Origin of the sequence: Cronobacter sp. HA18003 (assembly GCF_011605905.1) — a bacterium.
Classification (GTDB): Bacteria; Pseudomonadota; Gammaproteobacteria; order Enterobacterales; family Enterobacteriaceae; genus Cronobacter; species Cronobacter sakazakii.
The window spans coordinates 1,654,014-1,671,100 of record NZ_JAANQO010000011.1 but is presented as its reverse complement, the minus strand read 5'-3'; the positions used below and the strand labels follow the sequence as shown (position 1 = coordinate 1,671,100).

19 protein-coding genes and 1 riboswitch are annotated in these 17,087 nt (G+C 59.5%); of the genes, 13 read left to right on the top strand and 6 right to left on the bottom strand.

The features are described 5' to 3' along the window. Positions 1-13 precede the first annotated feature (13 nt). The 4 genes from bioB to bioD are packed head-to-tail and all read left to right on the top strand — an operon-like array spanning position 14 to position 3,620. Positions 14-1,054 (top strand): biotin synthase BioB, encoded by a 1,041-nt coding sequence (bioB, locus tag G6041_RS08990; RefSeq protein ID WP_004385710.1) that lies wholly within the window; start codon positions 14-16, stop codon positions 1,052-1,054. Beyond that, positions 1,051-2,202: an 8-amino-7-oxononanoate synthase gene (bioF, locus tag G6041_RS08985; protein WP_012125306.1), complete on the top strand. Its 1,152-nt coding sequence runs from the start codon at positions 1,051-1,053 to the stop codon at positions 2,200-2,202. The genes bioB and bioF overlap by 4 nt, the downstream gene beginning before the upstream one ends. Then, complete coding sequence (gene bioC / locus G6041_RS08980) at positions 2,186-2,944, top strand: malonyl-ACP O-methyltransferase BioC (RefSeq protein ID WP_012125305.1); 759 nt, start codon at positions 2,186-2,188, stop codon at positions 2,942-2,944. Before bioF ends, bioC begins: the two co-directional genes overlap by 17 nt. Then, complete coding sequence (gene bioD / locus G6041_RS08975) at positions 2,937-3,620, top strand: dethiobiotin synthase (protein WP_012125304.1); 684 nt, start codon at positions 2,937-2,939, stop codon at positions 3,618-3,620. Before bioC ends, bioD begins: the two co-directional genes overlap by 8 nt. Here bioD and G6041_RS08970 read toward each other — a convergent pair. Then, positions 3,617-4,324 carry an ABC transporter ATP-binding protein gene (locus G6041_RS08970; RefSeq protein ID WP_004386468.1) on the bottom strand — a complete coding sequence of 236 codons (708 nt, stop codon included), beginning with the start codon at positions 4,322-4,324 and terminating at the stop codon, positions 3,617-3,619. The genes bioD and G6041_RS08970 overlap by 4 nt on opposite strands. A 152-nt stretch (positions 4,325-4,476) precedes the next feature. Here G6041_RS08970 and G6041_RS08965 point away from each other — a divergent pair, with 152 nt between their 5' ends. Further along, positions 4,477-4,734 (top strand): hypothetical protein, encoded by a 258-nt coding sequence (locus G6041_RS08965; RefSeq protein ID WP_012125303.1) that lies wholly within the window; start codon positions 4,477-4,479, stop codon positions 4,732-4,734. A gap of 480 nt (positions 4,735-5,214) precedes the next feature. After that, the gene (uvrB, locus tag G6041_RS08960) at positions 5,215-7,236 is read left to right on the top strand and encodes an excinuclease ABC subunit UvrB (RefSeq protein ID WP_004386467.1); all 2,022 of its coding nucleotides are present in this window, start codon (positions 5,215-5,217) and stop codon (positions 7,234-7,236) included. 224 nt (positions 7,237-7,460) lie between these two features. Here the strand turns inward: uvrB and yvcK are convergent, their stop codons facing one another. Next, positions 7,461-8,369 carry a uridine diphosphate-N-acetylglucosamine-binding protein YvcK gene (gene yvcK, locus G6041_RS08955; protein WP_012125301.1) on the bottom strand — a complete coding sequence of 303 codons (909 nt, stop codon included), beginning with the start codon at positions 8,367-8,369 and terminating at the stop codon, positions 7,461-7,463. 221 nt (positions 8,370-8,590) lie between these two features. Then, positions 8,591-8,726, top strand: a riboswitch (molybdenum cofactor riboswitch). Here yvcK and moaA point away from each other — a divergent pair. The 6 genes from moaA (at position 8,714) to G6041_RS08925 (ending at position 12,220) form a co-directional block, all read left to right on the top strand. Next, complete coding sequence (gene moaA, locus G6041_RS08950) at positions 8,714-9,703, top strand: GTP 3',8-cyclase MoaA (protein ID WP_004387506.1); 990 nt, start codon at positions 8,714-8,716, stop codon at positions 9,701-9,703. (Overlaps the previous riboswitch by 13 nt.) 21 nt (positions 9,704-9,724) lie before the next feature. Continuing rightward, positions 9,725-10,237 (top strand): molybdenum cofactor biosynthesis protein B, encoded by a 513-nt coding sequence (moaB, locus tag G6041_RS08945; protein WP_004387505.1) that lies wholly within the window; start codon positions 9,725-9,727, stop codon positions 10,235-10,237. Positions 10,238-10,240: 3 nt separating this feature from the next. After that, a complete protein-coding gene (gene moaC, locus G6041_RS08940) occupies positions 10,241-10,726 on the top strand; it encodes a cyclic pyranopterin monophosphate synthase MoaC (protein WP_004387504.1) in 486 nt (161 codons plus the stop codon). Further along, positions 10,719-10,964 (top strand): molybdopterin synthase sulfur carrier subunit, encoded by a 246-nt coding sequence (moaD, locus tag G6041_RS08935; protein WP_004387503.1) that lies wholly within the window; start codon positions 10,719-10,721, stop codon positions 10,962-10,964. The genes moaC and moaD overlap by 8 nt, the downstream gene beginning before the upstream one ends. Position 10,965: 1 nt before the next feature. After that, complete coding sequence (gene moaE, locus G6041_RS08930; RefSeq protein ID WP_007896449.1) at positions 10,966-11,418, top strand: molybdopterin synthase catalytic subunit MoaE; 453 nt, start codon at positions 10,966-10,968, stop codon at positions 11,416-11,418. Between the two features lie 94 nt (positions 11,419-11,512). Next, positions 11,513-12,220 (top strand): Bax inhibitor-1/YccA family protein, encoded by a 708-nt coding sequence (locus G6041_RS08925; RefSeq protein ID WP_004387501.1) that lies wholly within the window; start codon positions 11,513-11,515, stop codon positions 12,218-12,220. Between the two features lie 217 nt (positions 12,221-12,437). Here G6041_RS08925 and G6041_RS08920 read toward each other — a convergent pair whose 3' ends face one another. From G6041_RS08920 to G6041_RS08910, 3 genes are read right to left on the bottom strand one after another with little or no spacing between them, the layout of a single operon-like run. Continuing rightward, positions 12,438-13,466, bottom strand: a complete 1,029-nt coding sequence (locus G6041_RS08920) for a lysylphosphatidylglycerol synthase transmembrane domain-containing protein (RefSeq protein WP_012125298.1) — start codon at positions 13,464-13,466, stop codon at positions 12,438-12,440. Further along, positions 13,466-14,707 carry a cardiolipin synthase ClsB gene (gene clsB, locus G6041_RS08915; RefSeq protein ID WP_004387498.1) on the bottom strand — a complete coding sequence of 414 codons (1,242 nt, stop codon included), beginning with the start codon at positions 14,705-14,707 and terminating at the stop codon, positions 13,466-13,468. Before clsB ends, G6041_RS08920 begins: the two co-directional genes overlap by 1 nt. After that, positions 14,704-15,465, bottom strand: a complete 762-nt coding sequence (locus tag G6041_RS08910; RefSeq protein WP_004387497.1) for an endonuclease/exonuclease/phosphatase family protein — start codon at positions 15,463-15,465, stop codon at positions 14,704-14,706. Before G6041_RS08910 ends, clsB begins: the two co-directional genes overlap by 4 nt. A 135-nt stretch (positions 15,466-15,600) precedes the next feature. Between G6041_RS08910 and G6041_RS08905 the strand changes: the two genes are divergently transcribed. Then, complete coding sequence (locus G6041_RS08905) at positions 15,601-16,017, top strand: YbhQ family protein (RefSeq protein WP_004387496.1); 417 nt, start codon at positions 15,601-15,603, stop codon at positions 16,015-16,017. Here the strand turns inward: G6041_RS08905 and G6041_RS08900 are convergent. Continuing rightward, complete coding sequence (locus G6041_RS08900) at positions 15,979-17,085, bottom strand: ABC transporter permease (RefSeq protein ID WP_012125297.1); 1,107 nt, start codon at positions 17,083-17,085, stop codon at positions 15,979-15,981. The genes G6041_RS08905 and G6041_RS08900 overlap by 39 nt on opposite strands. Positions 17,086-17,087: the final 2 nt, after the last annotated feature.

The window sequence follows — 17,087 nt, the reverse complement described above, 5'->3', positions numbered from 1 at the left end:
TTGGAGACGCCCGATGGCTCACCTTTCACGCTGGACTTTGTCGCAAGTCACTGAACTATTTGAAAAACCGCTGCTGGATCTGCTGTTTGAAGCGCAGCAGGTGCATCGCCAGCACTTCGATCCGCGCCAGGTGCAGGTCAGCACGTTGTTGTCGATCAAAACCGGCGCCTGCCCGGAAGACTGCAAATACTGCCCGCAGAGCGCGCGCTACAAAACCGGCCTTGAGGCCGAGCGCCTGATGGAAGTGGAGCAGGTGCTCGATTCCGCGCGCAAGGCCAAAGCGGCGGGTTCGACGCGTTTCTGCATGGGTGCTGCCTGGAAAAACCCGAACGATCGCGATATGCCGTATCTGGAGCAGATGGTGCAGGGCGTTAAAGCGCTGGGCCTCGAAACCTGCATGACGCTTGGCACGCTGAGCGACGATCAGGCGCAGCGCCTCGGCGAAGCGGGCCTTGATTACTACAACCACAACCTCGATACCTCGCCGGAGTTTTACGGCAACATCATCACCACTCGCACCTATCAGGAGCGTCTCGATACGCTGGAAAAAGTGCGCGAGGCGGGTATTAAAGTCTGCTCCGGCGGCATTGTGGGGCTTGGCGAAACCGTCACCGACCGCGCCGGGCTGCTGCTGCAACTCGCTAACCTGCCAACGCCGCCGGAAAGCGTGCCGATCAACATGCTGGTGAAGGTCAAGGGCACGCCGCTTGCCGATAACGAGGATGTCGACGCGTTTGATTTTATCCGCACTATCGCAGTGGCGCGCATCATGATGCCGACGTCCTACGTGCGCCTCTCCGCTGGCCGCGAGCAGATGAACGAGCAGACCCAGGCGATGTGCTTTATGGCCGGGGCTAACTCAATTTTCTACGGCTGCAAACTGCTGACCACCCCGAACCCGGAAGAGGACAAAGATTTGCAGCTGTTCCGCAAGCTGGGCCTCAACCCGCAGCAGACCGCGGTGCTGGCGGGCGATAACGAGCAGCAGGAACGCCTGGAGCACGCGCTGCGCGACGCGGACAACCAGCAATACTACAACGCGGCGGCGGTATGACCTGGCAGGCGAGAATCGATGCAGCGCTGCGCGCGCGCGAAGCCAGCCATAGCCTGCGCCGCCGTGTCGTCTGCACGCCAGCGCCCGGCGGCGCGCTGGTGCATCAGGGCGTGCGCTACCGTAACTTTTCCGGCAACGACTATCTGGGCTTAAGCCAGCACCCGGCGCTCATCGCGGCCTGGCAACAGGGCGCACAGACGTATGGCGTAGGGAGCGGCGCGTCCGGCCACGTCAGCGGCTACAGCGACGCGCATCAGTCGCTGGAAAACGCGCTGGCGCACTGGCTCGGCTTTGACCGCGCACTGCTGTTTATCTCCGGCTTCGCCGCCAATCAGGCGGTGGTCGCCGCGCTGATGCAGCAGTCTGACCGCATTCTCGCCGACCGCTTAAGCCACGCCTCGCTGCTTGAAGCCGCAAGCCACAGCCCGGCGACGCTGCGCCGCTTCGCGCATAACGATTCGGGCGCGCTCGCAGCCCTGCTGGGCAAACCCTGCGACGGGCTGACGCTCGTCTTTACCGAAGGGGTGTTCAGCATGGATGGCGACAGCGCGCCGCTCGCGGATATCGCGGGCATCGCGCAGGGCGCGCAGACGCTGCTGATGGTCGATGACGCCCACGGCGTCGGCGTGCAGGGGCGCGAAGGGCGGGGCAGTTGCGATGTGGCGGGCATCCGGCCCGATCTGCTGCTGGTGACGTTTGGCAAAGCCTTCGGGCTGAGCGGCGCGGCGCTCTTGTGCAGCGCGCCGATGGCGGACTATCTGCTGCAAACCGCGCGCCACCTCATCTACAGCACCGCGATGCCCGCCGCTCAGGCCTGTGCGCTGAACGCGGCCTTAACGGTTATTCGCGAGGGCGACGACTTACGCGCGCGGCTTGCGCGCAACATTGCGCGGTTTCGTGCGGGCGCGGCGTCGCTGCCGCTGACGCTTGCCGATTCGCAGACCGCCATTCAGCCACTGATTGTGGGTGAAAACAGTGCCGCGCTGACGCTTGCGGAAAAACTGCGTGAACGCGGCTGCTGGGTGACGGCCATTCGCCCGCCGACCGTGCCTGCGGGTACGGCGCGCCTGCGACTGACGCTCAGCGCCGCGCATCAGGATGAGGACATCGACGCGCTGCTGGAGGCGTTATATGACGGTTGCCGTTGATAAACGCGCGGTGGCGGCAGCGTTTGGTCGCGCGGCGCAAACCTATGACGATTTCGCGGCGCTTCAGCGCCAGAGCGCGCAGTTGCTGGTGGAACACTGCGGCACGCAGGGCATTAACACGGTGCTGGACGCGGGCTGCGGCACCGGCGCAGGCAGTCTCGACTGGCGCGCGCGCGGCTGCGACGTAACGGCCTTTGATTTAAGCCCGGCCATGCTGGCGCGCGCCCGCGAGCGCGGTGCGGCGCACCGCTACGTGCAGGGCGATATCGAGGCGCTGCCGTTTGCCGACGGCAGTTTTGATCTCGTGTGGAGCAATCTGGCGGTGCAGTGGTGCCAGAGCCTGTCAGAGGCGCTCGCCGGGATGCTGCGCGTGGCGCGCCCTGGCGGACGCGTGGCGTTCAGCACGCTGGCGCACGGCTCGCTTGATGAGCTGCATCAGGCGTGGGCGGCGGTGGATGACCGCCCGCACGCCAACCGTTTCGCCAGCGCCGAAGCGGTTCATGCAGCGGCTCCGGCGGCGCGCATGACGTTGCGCCAGCATCCGGTGACGCTGCTCTTTGGCGATGCGCTCAGCGCCATGCAGTCGCTCAAGGGCATCGGCGCCACGCATCTGCACGCCGGGCGTGACAGCCGCACGCTCACGCGCCGCGAGCTTCGCAGGCTCGAAGACGCCTGGCCGCGTCAGGACGGGCGTTTTCCGCTGACTTACCAACTGATTTCTGGAGTAATTGAACGTGACTGAACGCTGGTTTATCACCGGAACCGACACGGAAGTGGGTAAAACTATCGCAAGCTGCGCGTTGCTTGAAGCCGCGAAAGCCGCAGGCTTTAGCACTGCAGGCTACAAGCCGGTCGCCTCCGGCAGCGATATCACGCCGCAAGGGCTTCGCAACAGCGATGCGCTGGCGCTGCAGCGACACAGCAGCGTGGCGCTGCGCTACGAGCAGGTGAACCCGCTGACGTTCGAAGAGCCCACCTCGCCGCATATCGTAAGCCAGGAGCAGGGGCTGCCGATTGACTTCACGGTGATGTCCGCTGGCCTGCGCGCGCTGGAGCCGCTCGCCGACTGGGTGCAGGTGGAAGGCGCGGGCGGCTGGTTTACGCCGCTCTCTGACGACGCGACGTTCGCCGACTGGGTGAAGCAGGAGCGCCTGCCGGTGATTTTAGTGGTCGGCGTTAAGCTTGGCTGTATCAACCACGCGCTGCTGACCGCGCAGGCGGTACAGGCCGCGGGCCTGCGTCTCGCGGGCTGGGTGGCAAATGACGTGCAGCCGCCAGGCCGCCGTCATCAGGAGTATCTCGCCACGCTTGAGCAGCTGTTACCGGCCCCGATGCTTGGCGAAATTCCGTGGCTGGGGGCCGAGCCTGACGTGACGCCTGCCGCGCAGTGGATCGATCTCAGCAAACTGGCGCGCTAGGGCGCTATCCAGTGCATAAGACGCGCATCGGTTAACTGCGCCGCGCTACCGCGGGCCACGGCGCGCCCGCGGTGCAGCAGGCAGAAGCGATCCGCCACCCGGCGGATAAACGACAGATGGCGCTCCACTACTAACAGGCTCATTCCCCATTCGCGGCTAAGCCGTGTGAGCAGATCCGCAAGCCTCGGAATGAACGCCTGCCCGAGGCCGCGCGTCGGTTCATCGAGGATCAGCAGACGAGGCCGCGTCACCAGCGCCTGGGCGAGCGACAGCTGGAGCGCCAGCTCCGGCTCAAGCCCCGCGGCCTGCGTGTGGCGGTTTGTCCAGAGCGTCGGGAACAGATCAAACACCGGCTCCGGGCTGGCCGCATTTTCAGGCTGCGCGCGCAGCGCGATATGCAGATTTTCTTCCACCGTCAGCTGTGAAAAATAGCGCCGCTCCTGGGGCACGTAGCGGATGCCGAGCGCCGCGCGGGCGTCCGGGCCGACGCGCATTAACTCCTGCGGCGCGGCGCCAGTCTCGTGCCAGAGCATGCTGCCGCTCTTAACCGGCAGATAGCCTGCCACGCAGTTCAGCAGCGTGGTTTTTCCCATGCCCGGCGCGCCGATAACGCAGGTGCACTCGCCGGGCAGAAGATCGAGGCTGACATCCCACAGCGTGTGCTGCGTGCCGTAAAAGTGGTTAACCGCGTGCAGACTTAACATGGCGCTTCTCCTTCAGACAGGGTATCGGAATACAGCATGGGTATATGCGTTCTGACGCCCGCATATAGAGTGACTTCCCCGGCCTGCCCGCGCGTCCTGCTGTCGCTTCCCGCCAATGACGGGAAGAGGGTGTAGTTCCGGTAAAAGGGAGATTGCAATTCTCTTGCCAGCCAGTGAAATGCCCTTCGATCGCGCCTGAAATTGAGACTAAACCTGAAAGCCTGCGTCAGGCGCAGTGGGTTATCCTGGAAAAAGCCGGGCGGCGTGCACATTTTGAGTGCTGGTCAGGGCGTGGTTTTGGTGCAGCGTTGCGCAAAAGTAAAGCAAAAATGTGTGAAAAGGATCGCGCAAAGCGCCGCGCGGAAAGCAAGGGAAATTCTTCAAAACCGGCCGGGAAAATTTTTTTCTGAGCCAGACGCGGGCACATCGAGCCAGGCGGCGACACGGCGCGCTTTCAGGGCTGGACGCAGTTATCCACTATTCCTGTGGATAACCTTGTGTATTAGAGTTAGAAAACGCGCCGTAAGCGAGAGCCGATGCGGCTTGCACCCGATCTGGCGCGAAAGCCGTCTTTTCAGGAAAATACTTTAAAATTAACAGGTTAATTAAAATCAAGCACTGAAGAAAAAGTGTCATCTGCTGCAACAAAAGTATCACAGCCTCGCTTGACAAATGTTAAAGGATGAAAAATTTTGGGGATAACCGCCCTCGTATAGTGTTTTATCCGGCGCAGGGGCAAATTTACTTCATACCAGATGGTAAAAATGCGCTGTGAACAAAATCCGCTAACCTGCCACTGATTTTATATCCAGTATTTATCGCTGGCAAAAATCGCTGTGGCGAGTAAAATTAACGCTCTGTCCGCGCAAATCTTCATCAGGTGTTTCTTCATGAGCAAACCGTTCAAACTCAATTCCGCTTTCAAACCTTCCGGCGACCAGCCTGAGGCTATCCGCCGCATCAAGGAAGGGCTGGAGGACGGGCTGGCGCACCAGACGCTGCTGGGTGTGACGGGCTCGGGGAAAACGTTCACCATGGCGAACGTCATCGCCGATTTGCAGCGCCCGACGATGGTGCTGGCGCCTAACAAAACGCTGGCGGCGCAGCTCTATGGCGAGATGAAAGAGTTCTTCCCGGAAAACGCCGTGGAATATTTCGTCTCGTACTACGACTACTATCAGCCGGAAGCCTATGTGCCGAGCTCCGACACCTTTATTGAGAAGGACGCGTCGGTAAACGAGCACATTGAGCAGATGCGTCTGTCGGCCACCAAAGCGCTGCTGGAGCGACGCGATGTGGTGGTGGTGGCGTCGGTCTCCGCTATCTATGGTCTGGGCGACCCGGATCTCTACCTGAAGATGATGCTGCATCTCACCAAAGGGATGATCATCGACCAGCGCGCCATTTTGCGTCGCCTGACGGAGCTGCAATACACCCGCAACGATCAGGCGTTCCAGCGCGGCACCTTTCGCGTGCGCGGCGAGGTGATTGACATCTTCCCGGCGGAATCAGACGAGCTGGCGCTGCGCGTTGAGCTGTTCGACGAAGAGGTGGAGCGGCTGTCGCTGTTCGATCCGCTCACCGGCACCGTCGACTCCATTATCCAGCGTTTCACCGTCTACCCGAAAACGCACTACGTCACCCCGCGTGAGCGCATTGTGCAGGCGATGGAAGAGATCAAAGTAGAGCTGGCGGAGCGCCGCAAAGTGCTGCTGGAAAATAACAAACTGCTGGAAGAACAGCGCCTGACCCAGCGTACCCAGTTCGATCTCGAAATGATGAACGAGCTGGGGTATTGCTCCGGCATTGAAAACTACTCGCGCTATCTCTCTGGCCGTGGCCCTGGCGAAGCGCCGCCGACGCTGTTTGACTATCTGCCGGCGGATGGCCTGCTGGTGGTCGATGAATCACACGTCACCATTCCGCAGATCGGCGGGATGTATCGCGGCGACCGCGCGCGTAAAGAGACGCTGGTGGAATATGGTTTCCGCCTGCCGTCGGCGCTGGATAACCGCCCGCTGAAGTTTGAAGAGTTCGAGGCGCTGGCTCCGCAGACGGTGTATGTCTCGGCGACCCCCGGCAACTACGAGCTGGAAAAATCGGGCGGCGAGATCATCGACCAGGTGGTGCGCCCGACCGGTCTGCTCGATCCGATTATCGAAGTGCGCCCGGTGGCGACCCAGGTGGACGATTTGCTGTCGGAAATCCGCAAGCGCGTCGCCATCAACGAGCGCGTACTGGTGACGACGCTCACCAAGCGTATGGCGGAAGATTTAACCGAGTATCTGGAAGAGCACGGCGAGAAAGTGCGCTATCTGCACTCGGATATCGACACCGTGGAGCGTATGGAGATTATCCGCGATTTGCGTCTTGGCGAGTTCGACGTGCTGGTGGGCATCAACCTGCTCCGTGAGGGGCTGGATATGCCGGAAGTGTCGCTGGTGGCTATCCTTGATGCCGATAAAGAGGGCTTCCTGCGCTCCGAACGTTCTCTTATTCAGACGATTGGCCGTGCGGCGCGTAACGTGAACGGCAAGGCGATTCTCTACGGCGATAAAATCACGCCGTCGATGGCGAAGGCGATTGGCGAAACCGAACGCCGTCGTGAGAAACAGCAGGCGTATAACGAAGAGCACGGCATTGTGCCGCAGGGGCTTAACAAGAAAGTGGTCGATATTCTGGCGCTTGGCGAGAATATTGCGAAAACCAAGCCGAAAGGACGCGGAAAAGGGCGCACCGTGGCAGATGCCGAAGCCGCTGAACTGGCGCTGACGCCAAAAGCGTTGCAGCAGAAAATTCATCAGCTTGAGGCGCAGATGGTGCAACACGCGCAGAACCTGGAGTTTGAAGAGGCGGCGCAGTTGCGCGATAAGCTTCATCAGTTGCGCGAGCTGTTTATCGCCGCGTCGTAAGTTCTTCTGGTTGTGACGGGTTTTGTGGTGTGGTGGGTGCGCTTCGCTTACCCACCCTACATTCCATCAACGTCCGCTCCGTGGGCTGTGTGGTGGGTGCGCTGCGCTTACCCACCCTACATATCATCAAAGCCCATTGCGGGAGCCGTAGGGCGGGTAAGCGAAGCGCACCCGCCGTAACCGTCACCCTCGCACCCGCCGTAACCCCAGCGCACCCATAGCGCTTACCCCAGCGCCTGAATCGCCTTTTCCAGCGCCGCACGCAACAGATGGCGGTCGTGGCGGTAAGGAATATCGCTCGCTTCCAGCGGTTCCTGAATCACAATTCTGTCCTGCGCGCCGCTCACGTCCACCTTCGGGCCAACGACCACGGCATCTACCACGGGTTTACCGATATGCGCTTCCATCAGCGCCAGCTTCTCTTCAAGCCTGAGCGCAGCAGCGGCCGGGCTTAACTCGCGGCCTAAATTGCCGATGTAAACCATCGGCGCAGGCGTGCGGCGCAGCGCTTTGGCGAGATCGTCAAGCAGCAGCAGTGGCATCAGGCTCGTGTAAAAACTGCCGGGGCCAATCACGATTAAATCCGCTTCGGCAATCGCTTCAACGGCTTCGCGCGTCGCCTGCACGGCAGGGTAGAGCATCAGCTCTTTCGGCGGATGGCTCAGCAAATCGATATTAACTTCGCCATACACTTCGTTATCGTCGCGATCGATAGCCATCAGATCGACCGGTTGCTCAGACATCGGGATCAGGAACGCGTCCACTTTAAGCAGATTACGAATAAGATTGATCGCCTCTAAAGGCCGCACGCTCAGGTGATCCAGCGCCTTTAACATGAGATTTCCGAGGTTATGCCCCGAAAGTTCCCCATTACCCCCAAAACGGTACTCAAACATCGCCGACGCGACGCTCGGTTCGGTAATTAACTGGTTAAGACAGTTGCGCATATCGCCCCAGGCGATGCCGCCTTCCGAGCGACGAATACGGCCCGTCGAGCCGCCGTTATCGGTCGTCGTGACAATGCCTGTGAGGCGCGAACCCAGAGAAGAGAGCGAGGACATAACGCGTCCTAAACCGTGACCGCCGCCGAGCGCCACCACCCGGTCGAGATCCGCAAACGTGCGATTGCGCATACCTAATCCTTATTATTTAAAACTCGCCTACGTTAGCTGAAAAGCGCGAGAAAAACGATCTGCTGGCGCTGAAAATGACACACATCAAAGTGAAACCGTGATTTTTACGTATTCTGGTGCCCGTTACGCGAAAAATGCCGTTATGTATCAATTTATATAGCGAAATCGCGCGTGGCGAAAACCGCGATAACGCGCTACTATCGCCGCTGGCAGGTTTAATAACCTGAAAATGACACTCAAGCCTTTGCGCCTACGTTTTTAAGAAATATGGTGCTCTGGCCGTGGCGAAACGCCACCAGGGTGCAGGAAGAAATGACTGCATCTCCCGATTTGGAAAGGTGTACATGGCTTCTCAACTTACCGATGCGTTTGCGCGTAAGTTCTATTACTTGCGCCTGTCAGTGACTGACGTCTGCAACTTTCGTTGCACCTATTGCCTGCCGGATGGCTACAAGCCCGCAGGCGTCACCAACAAAGGCTTTCTCTCGCTCGACGAAATTCGTCGCGTGACGCGCGCGTTCGCGAATCTCGGCACCGAAAAAGTGAGGCTGACCGGCGGCGAACCGTCGCTGCGCCGCGATTTTTGCGACATCATTGCCGCCGTGCGTGAAAACCCCTCCATTCGCCAGATTGCGGTGACAACCAACGGCTACCGCCTGGCGCGCGATGTCGCCCAGTGGCGCGAGGCCGGGCTGACGGCGGTGAATGTCAGCGTCGACAGCCTCGACGCCCGCCAGTTTCACGCGATCACCGGCCAGGACAAATTCCGCCAGGTGATGGCGGGCATCGACGCCGCCTTTGACGCAGGCTTTGAAAAAGTGAAGGTCAACACCGTGCTGATGCGCGACGTGAACCATCACCAGCTCGACACCTTCCTCAACTGGATCCAGTCCCGCCCCATCCAGCTACGCTTTATTGAGCTGATGGAAACCGGCGAGGGGAGCGATCTCTTTCGCAAGCACCACATTTCTGGCGCGACGATTCGTGACGAACTGCTTAAGCGCGGCTGGATCCATCAGCTGCGCAGCCGCGCCGACGGCCCGGCGCAGGTCTTCTGCCACCCCGATTATCAGGGCGAAATCGGCCTTATCATGCCGTATGAGAAAGATTTCTGCGCGAGCTGCAACCGCCTGCGCGTGTCGTCGGTCGGTAAGTTGCACCTGTGCCTGTTTGGCGACGGCGGCGTGGATCTTCGCGATCTGCTGGCCGAAGAGGGGCAGCAGGCGGCACTGATGGCGCGTATCGAAACGGCGTTGCTCGGCAAAAAGCAGACGCATTTCCTGCATCAGGGCAACACCGGCATCACCCAGAATCTGTCCTATATCGGCGGCTGACGCCGCGTACAAGGAGTCACTATGAGTCAGGTTAGCGCAGAGTTTGTGCCGGCGCGCGTCGCCATTCTTACGGTGTCCAGCCGTCGCGGGGAAGAGGACGATACCTCCGGCCATTTTTTGAGAGACGCCGCTCACGAAGCGGGCCATCAGGTTGTGGATAAAGCCATCGTCAAAGAGAACCGTTACGCCATTCGCGCGGAAGTTTCCCGCTGGATTGCGAGCGATGATGTCCAGGTGGTGTTGATTAACGGCGGTACCGGTTTTACCGCAGGCGATCAGGTGCCGGAGGCGCTACAGCCGCTGTTCGATCGCGAAATCGCGGGCTTTGGCGAAATGTTCCGTATGCTCTCGTTTGAAGAGATTGGCACCGCGATGATGCAGTCGCGCGCGGTGGCGGGGATGGCTAACGACACCCTGATTTTCGCGATGCCGGGCTCGACGCGCGCCTGCCGCACCGCCTGGGAAAACATCATCGCGCCGCAGCTCGACGCCCGTACTCGCCCCTGTAATTTTCATCCCCATCTGAAGAAATAAGTTATGTCGCAACTGACCCACATTAACGCCGCGGGCGAAGCCCATATGGTGGATGTCTCCGGTAAAGCGGAGACGGTGCGCGAGGCGCGCGCCGAAGCGTTTGTTGAAATGCGCCCCGAGACGCTGTCGATGATCGTAAGCGGCAGCCATCACAAAGGGGACGTGTTTGCCACGGCGCGCATCGCCGGTATTCAGGCCGCCAAACGCACCTGGGAGCTGATCCCGCTCTGTCATCCGCTGCTGCTGAGCAAAGTCGAAGTGCAGCTTTTCGCCGACGAAGCGCGAAGCCGCGTGCGTATTGAATCGCTGTGCCGACTCACCGGTAAAACCGGCGTCGAGATGGAAGCGCTCACCGCCGCGTCGGTGGCGGCGCTCACGATTTACGACATGTGCAAAGCGGTGCAGAAAGATATGGTCATTGGCCCGGTGCGGCTGCTTGCGAAGAGCGGCGGCAAGTCGGGCGATTTTCAGGTGGATGCTCATGATTAACGTGCTTTTCTTTGCGCAGGTGCGCGAGCTTATCGGCGTGGACGCCGAGCGGGTAGCGGCGGAATTTGCGACCGTTGAGGCGTTGCGTGAACATTTTGCAGCGCGTGGCGGCCGTTACGCGCTGGCGCTGGAGTCGGGCAAGCTGCTGGCGGCGGTTAACCAGACGCTGGTGCCGTTTGACCATCCGATCGCCGATGGCGATGAAGTGGCCTTTTTCCCGCCGGTGACCGGAGGCTGAAATGAGTGAAACCCGCATCCGCGTCGGCCATGAAAATTTCAGCGTCGGCGATGAGTACCAGTGGCTGGCGCAGTGTGATGAAGACGGCGCGGTCGTCACCTTTACCGGCAAAGTGCGCAACCATAATCTCGGCGATACCGTAAGCGCGCTGACGCTTGAGCACTATCCGGGCATGACGGAAAAAGCGCTGGCGGAGATCGTCGCCGAGGCGCGTGAACGCTGGCCGTTGCAACGCGTGTCAGTTATCCACCGCGTGGGCGAGCTGTGGCCGGGCGATGAAATCGTTTTTGTCGGCGTGACCGGTGCGCACCGCAGTCAGGCGTTTGACGCGGCGCAGTTTATTATGGATTACCTGAAAACCCGCGCGCCGTTCTGGAAGCGCGAGGCCACGCCAGAAGGCGACCGCTGGGTGGAAGCGCGCGACAGCGATCAGGCGGCGGCGAAGCGCTGGTAATGACATCACAGGAAATTTGTTCCAGGATTAACAGCGGGGAGGCGCATGTTACCTGCGCCTCGACAGAAGTTAACTGACTGAATGAGGCAGCGTCATGGATCGATTCCCACGCTCAAATGAAAGCATTGTGCAGCCGCGCGCCGGGCTGCAAACGTTTATGGCTCAGGTGTATGGCTGGATGACCTGCGGTCTGTTACTGACCGCCTTTGTCGCCTGGTATTCGGCCAATAACGAAAACCTGATGATGTATATCTTCTCCAGCCGGTTTGTGTTCTTCGGGCTTATCATCGCCCAGCTCGCGCTGGTGTTTGTTCTCTCAGGGCTTGTGCATAAGCTCAGCCCGGCGGTCGCCACCGCGCTCTTTATGCTCTATTCGGCGCTGACGGGGCTTACACTCTCATCTATTTTTCTGGTCTATACCTACGCGTCCATCGCCAGCACGTTTGTGGTGACGGCGGGGATGTTCGGCGTGATGAGCCTGTATGGTTACACGACTAAGCGCGATCTCAGCGGCTGGGGCAATATTCTGTTTATGGCGCTGATTGGGCTGATTATCGCGTCACTGGTGAACTTCTGGCTGAAAAGCACTGCGCTGATGTGGGCGGTGACGTATATCGGCGTTATCGTGTTTGTGGGCCTGACGGCGTATGACACGCAGAAGCTGAAAGCGCTGGGCGAGCAGATTGATGTGAACGACCACGGAAACCTGCGCAAATATTCGATTCTCGGCGCGCTGACGCTGTATCTCGATTTCATCAACCTGTTCCTGATGCTGTTGCGGATTTTCGGCAACCGCCGATAACCGGCGTTGAAACAATAAAAACCCTCTGCGGAGGGTTTTTTTATGGGCCTAGGAATAACGGCGGGTGCGCTTCGCTTACCCGCTCTACGGTGATGAGGCTAATGTCCGGTTTTGCATGGCGGGTGCGCTGGCGCTTACCCGCCCTACGGTGATGAGGTTAATTTTGACCTGTGTAGGGTGGGTAAGCGCAGCGCACCCACCAGAACCCACACACCCATCACTTCTCCTTCGCGAGACTCAGCGACGGCTCCTCGTTCTCCTCACGCACGCTGTCAGCGCCCTGTGCTTTCGCGAGCTTCTGCTCGTTTTTGGCGCGCAGCTTCTTCGCGCGGCTCTCCAGCACCAGATAGATAACGATAGCCAGCAGCAGCGGAGCGAAGAAATAGAGCATACGGTAGGCGAGCAGCGCCGCGATAATCGCGCCGTGGCTCACATGCTCGCCGCCAAGCAGCGCGATAAACACCGCCTCCAGCACGCCGATGCCCGCCGGAATATGAATAATCACCCCGGCGATACTGCTCACCAGCAGCACGCCCAGCACGAAGAAATAGTTAATCTCCTGGCCCAGCAACAGCCAGATAATCGCGCCCATCGCCATCCAGTTGGCGCTGGAAATCACCATCTGCGCTATCGCGAATTTCCACGACGGCAGCACCAGCTTCTGGCCTTTGATCGTCACATGGCGGCGCTTCGCGAACGCGCAAAACCACATATAGACCGCGATCACGGCGAGCAGCGCGATGCCGATAATGCGCAGCGTCATCTCGTCGATATACCAGTGCGCCGGCAGCTTCACCACGCCAAAGGTGAAAATCACGCCGCCGAGCAGGATATAACCGAGCCAGTTGGTCGTAATACTCAGCGAGAAAATGCGCGTGATGGTGCTCCCCGGCAGCCCCAGGCGTGAGTAAAGCCGGTAGCGCATCCCCACGCCGCCCACCCAGGTGCTGAGCGTCAGGTTAAACGCGTAGCAGACGAACGAGACCAGCATCACCTGCCGTTTGGCAAGCTTATGCCCGCAATAGGCGCGCCCCAGTAGATCGTAACAGCCATAGAGCAGATAACTCAGGATAACCAGCGCCACCGAGATAAGCAGGGCGGTGCGGTCGTAATTCTTAATGACCTTCCAGACTTCTTCCCAGTCGACTTTTTGCGCATACATCACAATCAGCACGACGACGGCGATAAAGAACACCCACGTGAGGATTTTCTTCGCGATGCGCCACTTCGGATGCGATTTCGCCATTACGGTTTCACTCCCGGATTTTCAGTCTCCACCCGGTCCTGGGTTTCGATCTCAGGTTGTACCGGCGGCGGCACCTGCGCGAGCTTCGGCGTATGCGCGGGCAGCCAGCCCACCATCGCCGGGAAGTGGCGCAGGAAGTGGAACACAATGACGCTCTTGGCGAGATTCCACCAGGTGCGCTTTGGCATCATGCTCTCATCCACCTGTTTACAGTCTTCGCGAATCAGACGCGTCAGGTTATCGCGCAGGGTCTGGTTAAACTGCGTGTCGTGAATAATCAGATTCGCCTCCAGGTTAAGCGACAGGCTCAGCGGGTCGAGGTTGCTGGAGCCCACCGTCGCCCAGTGATCGTCCATCAACGCCACCTTGCCATGCAGCGGGCGACGCAGATACTCGTAGACTTCGACGCCGCCCTTCACCAGATAGTTATAAAGCAGGCGCGCGCCTACCTTAACGATAGGCATATCCGGCTCACCCTGCACAATCAGCTTCACTTTCACGCCGCGGCGGGCGGCGTTGCGCATCGCATGCAGCAGGCGGTAGCCGGGGAAGAAATAGGCGTTGGCGATAATCACCTCTTTTTTGGCGTTCGCCAGCATCTTCAGGTAGTGACGCTCAATATCGTCGCGGTGATCGTTATTGTCACGCCAGACAAACAGCGCCTGCGCCTCGCCCGGCGTGGTGTTCTCCACCGCCTGCTGATAATGGCGCTGCCACCATCGGCTCACGCGCTCTTCGCCAAGATTGCTGAGCACAAAATGGTAGATATCCTGCACCACCGGCCCTTCGACGCGTACCGCGTAATCCTGTTTCGCCTCCGGGCCATAATCGCTCATATGCTCGGCGGAGTAGTTAATGCCGCCGACAAACGCCACTTCGCCATCAATCACCACGATTTTGCGGTGCATGCGGCGGAACACATTGGTGCGCATGCCCATCGTGCGCGGGCGCGGATCGTAATAGCGGAACATCACGCCCGCCGAGGTGAGCGTGCCGACAAACTCGTCGCTGAGATCGGGCGAGCCGTAGCCGTCCAGCAGCACTTCAATGCTGACGCCGCGTTGGGCGGCATTCAGGATGACGTCATGCAACTGGCGGCCCACGTTATCGTCGAACCAGATAAAGGTTTCGAGGATGACTTTACTGCGCGCCTTGTCAATGGCGTCAAACACGGCGGGATAAAACTCGTCGCCGTTTTCTAACAGCTCAATATGGTTTCCGTCACGCCAGGTCGTTTTCATAGATGGATCTCCACTGCCAGCGGGGCATGGTCGGAAAGATGGCGCCAGTTACGCAGCGGCAGCGCGGTCGGCGCGCTCGCCGAGGCGTTTTTCACATAGATTCGGTCAAGGCGCAGCAGCGGAAAACTCACCGGAAACGTGCGCGCCGGGCGGCCGTGGGCGCGGGTAAACACCTCATCAAGCCCGGCCTCGTTGCGCAGAATACGGTTCGCCTGCTGACGCCAGTCGTTAAAATCGCCCGCCACCACCACCGGCTCGCCTTCCGGCAGGCTATTGACCAGTTCGGCCAGCATCGTGAGCTGCGCCTGGCGATGCGCCTCTTTCAGCCCCAGATGAACGCAAATCACATGAATCGCTTTCGGAAAGCCGGGCGGGGTAATACGGCAGTGCAGCACGCCGCGCTTTTCGGTGCCGGGCACCGAAACGTCGCGGTTTTCGTAATGTTCAATCGGGTAGCGCGACAACACGGCGTTGCCGTGATGGCCTTCCGGGTAAACGGCGTTGCGCCCGTAGGCGTAGTCGCTCCACATGGTGTCGGCCAGAAATTCGTAATGCGTGGTGTCCGGCCAGTTCTCCACATGCAGCGGGTGGACTTCGTGCGCGCCCATCACTTCCTGCAGGCAGACAATATCCGCCGACACCGTCCGCACCGCGTCGCGCAGTTCCGGTAAAATAAAGCGTCGATTAAAAGCGGTAAAACCTTTGTGGGTATTAATCGTTAAAACGTTAAATGAAAATCGCTGTGTATTATCTGCCATGTTTCCCCAGCCACTTCTTATTCTCCTGATGTGTTTAAAGTGTAGTCTCAGTCACAAAAAGCGGCGGGGATACGGAATTTTCCGTAAACTGCGGTACTCTGAAGAATGCGTTGAAAATTCCACAGGAGTGCGGCCATGAAGTGGCAACAATATATTCGCGTAGTGACGGGCCTGAGCTGCTGGCAGATTATGCTGCATCTGGCGGTTGTGGCCCTGCTGGTGATGGGCTGGATGAGCGGGTCGCTGGTGAAAGTCGGCCTGGTATTATGCGCGCTTTATGCGCTTACCGTGGTGCTGATGCTGGCGTTCCAGCGCCACCACGACGGTCTCTGGCGCGAGGTGGGGGATTTCCTCGAAGAGCTGACCACCACCTGGTATTTTGGCGCGGCGCTGATTGCGCTCTGGCTGCTCTCCCGCGTTCTGCATAACAACCTGCTGCTGGCGCTCGCGGGTGTGGTGATCCTGGCCGGGCCGGCGCTGCTTTCACTGCTCGCCAAAGAGCGCAAGCGCGATTCAGCCAATTTTTCGTCGAAACATGGCATACGCCGCTAAGCCCGTTGTGGCCGTAATCACTATCAACGGCCACACGCTATGCCAGATGATATCAAGACTGGCATCCTTGAGATAAATCGCCTTCGTAATATCGGTAAAGTGCCGGATCGGGTTAATCCACGTCAGGTTTTGCAGCCAGACCGGCATATTCTCCACCGGCGAGACATAGCCCGAGAGTAAAATCGCGGGCATCATAAAGACAAACACCCCGATAAACGCCTGCTGCTGGGTCGAGCAGAGCGCCGAAATCAAAAGCCCGAATCCCACCAGCGACAGCCCGTAAATCACCATCGTGAAATAAAAGAGCGCAAGCGACCCGGCGAACGGGATCTGATAGCCCCAGATACCAATCGCCAGCACAATCGTGGCCTGAAAGGTAGCAACAATCAGCGCCGGCACCGCTTTACCGATGAAAATCTGCCAGGTGGCGAGCGGGGAGACTAACAGCTGGTCGAGCGTGCCCTGTTCGCGCTCGCGGGCCACCGACAGCGACGTCACAATCATCACGCCGATAGTGGTAATCATCGCAATCAGCGACGGCACCACAAACCATTTGTAGTCAAGATTCGGGTTATACCAGTTACGCACAATCAGCTCGCTGTTGTTGGGCTTCGCGCGGCCTGCGAGCAGCTCCTGCTGATAATCTTTGACGATCTGCTGAAGGTAATTAGCCGCGATTTGCGCGCTGTTGGAGTTGCGCCCGTCGAGCAGAATTTGCAGCGGTGCGGGTTCGCCGCGCGCCAGCTTGCGGGAGAAATCGGGTGGAAAGTTGATCGCCAGCAACGCCTTCTGCACATCAATCGTGGGGCGGATCGCCTGTTCGCTGTTGAGCAACGTCACGTGACTAAATGCGCTGGCGCGGGCGAAGCGCTGGGTCAGCTCCACCGCGTGCGCGCCGTTATCCTGGTTATAGATGGTGATGGTGGCGTTGGTCACTTCCAGCGTCGCCGCGAACGGAAACAGCAACACCTGCAAGACGACAGGCAGGATCAGAATCGCGCGCGTCTGCGGCTCGCGTAGCAGCGACTGCAACTCTTTGCGGATAAGCGTCCATAAGCGGTGCCACATAG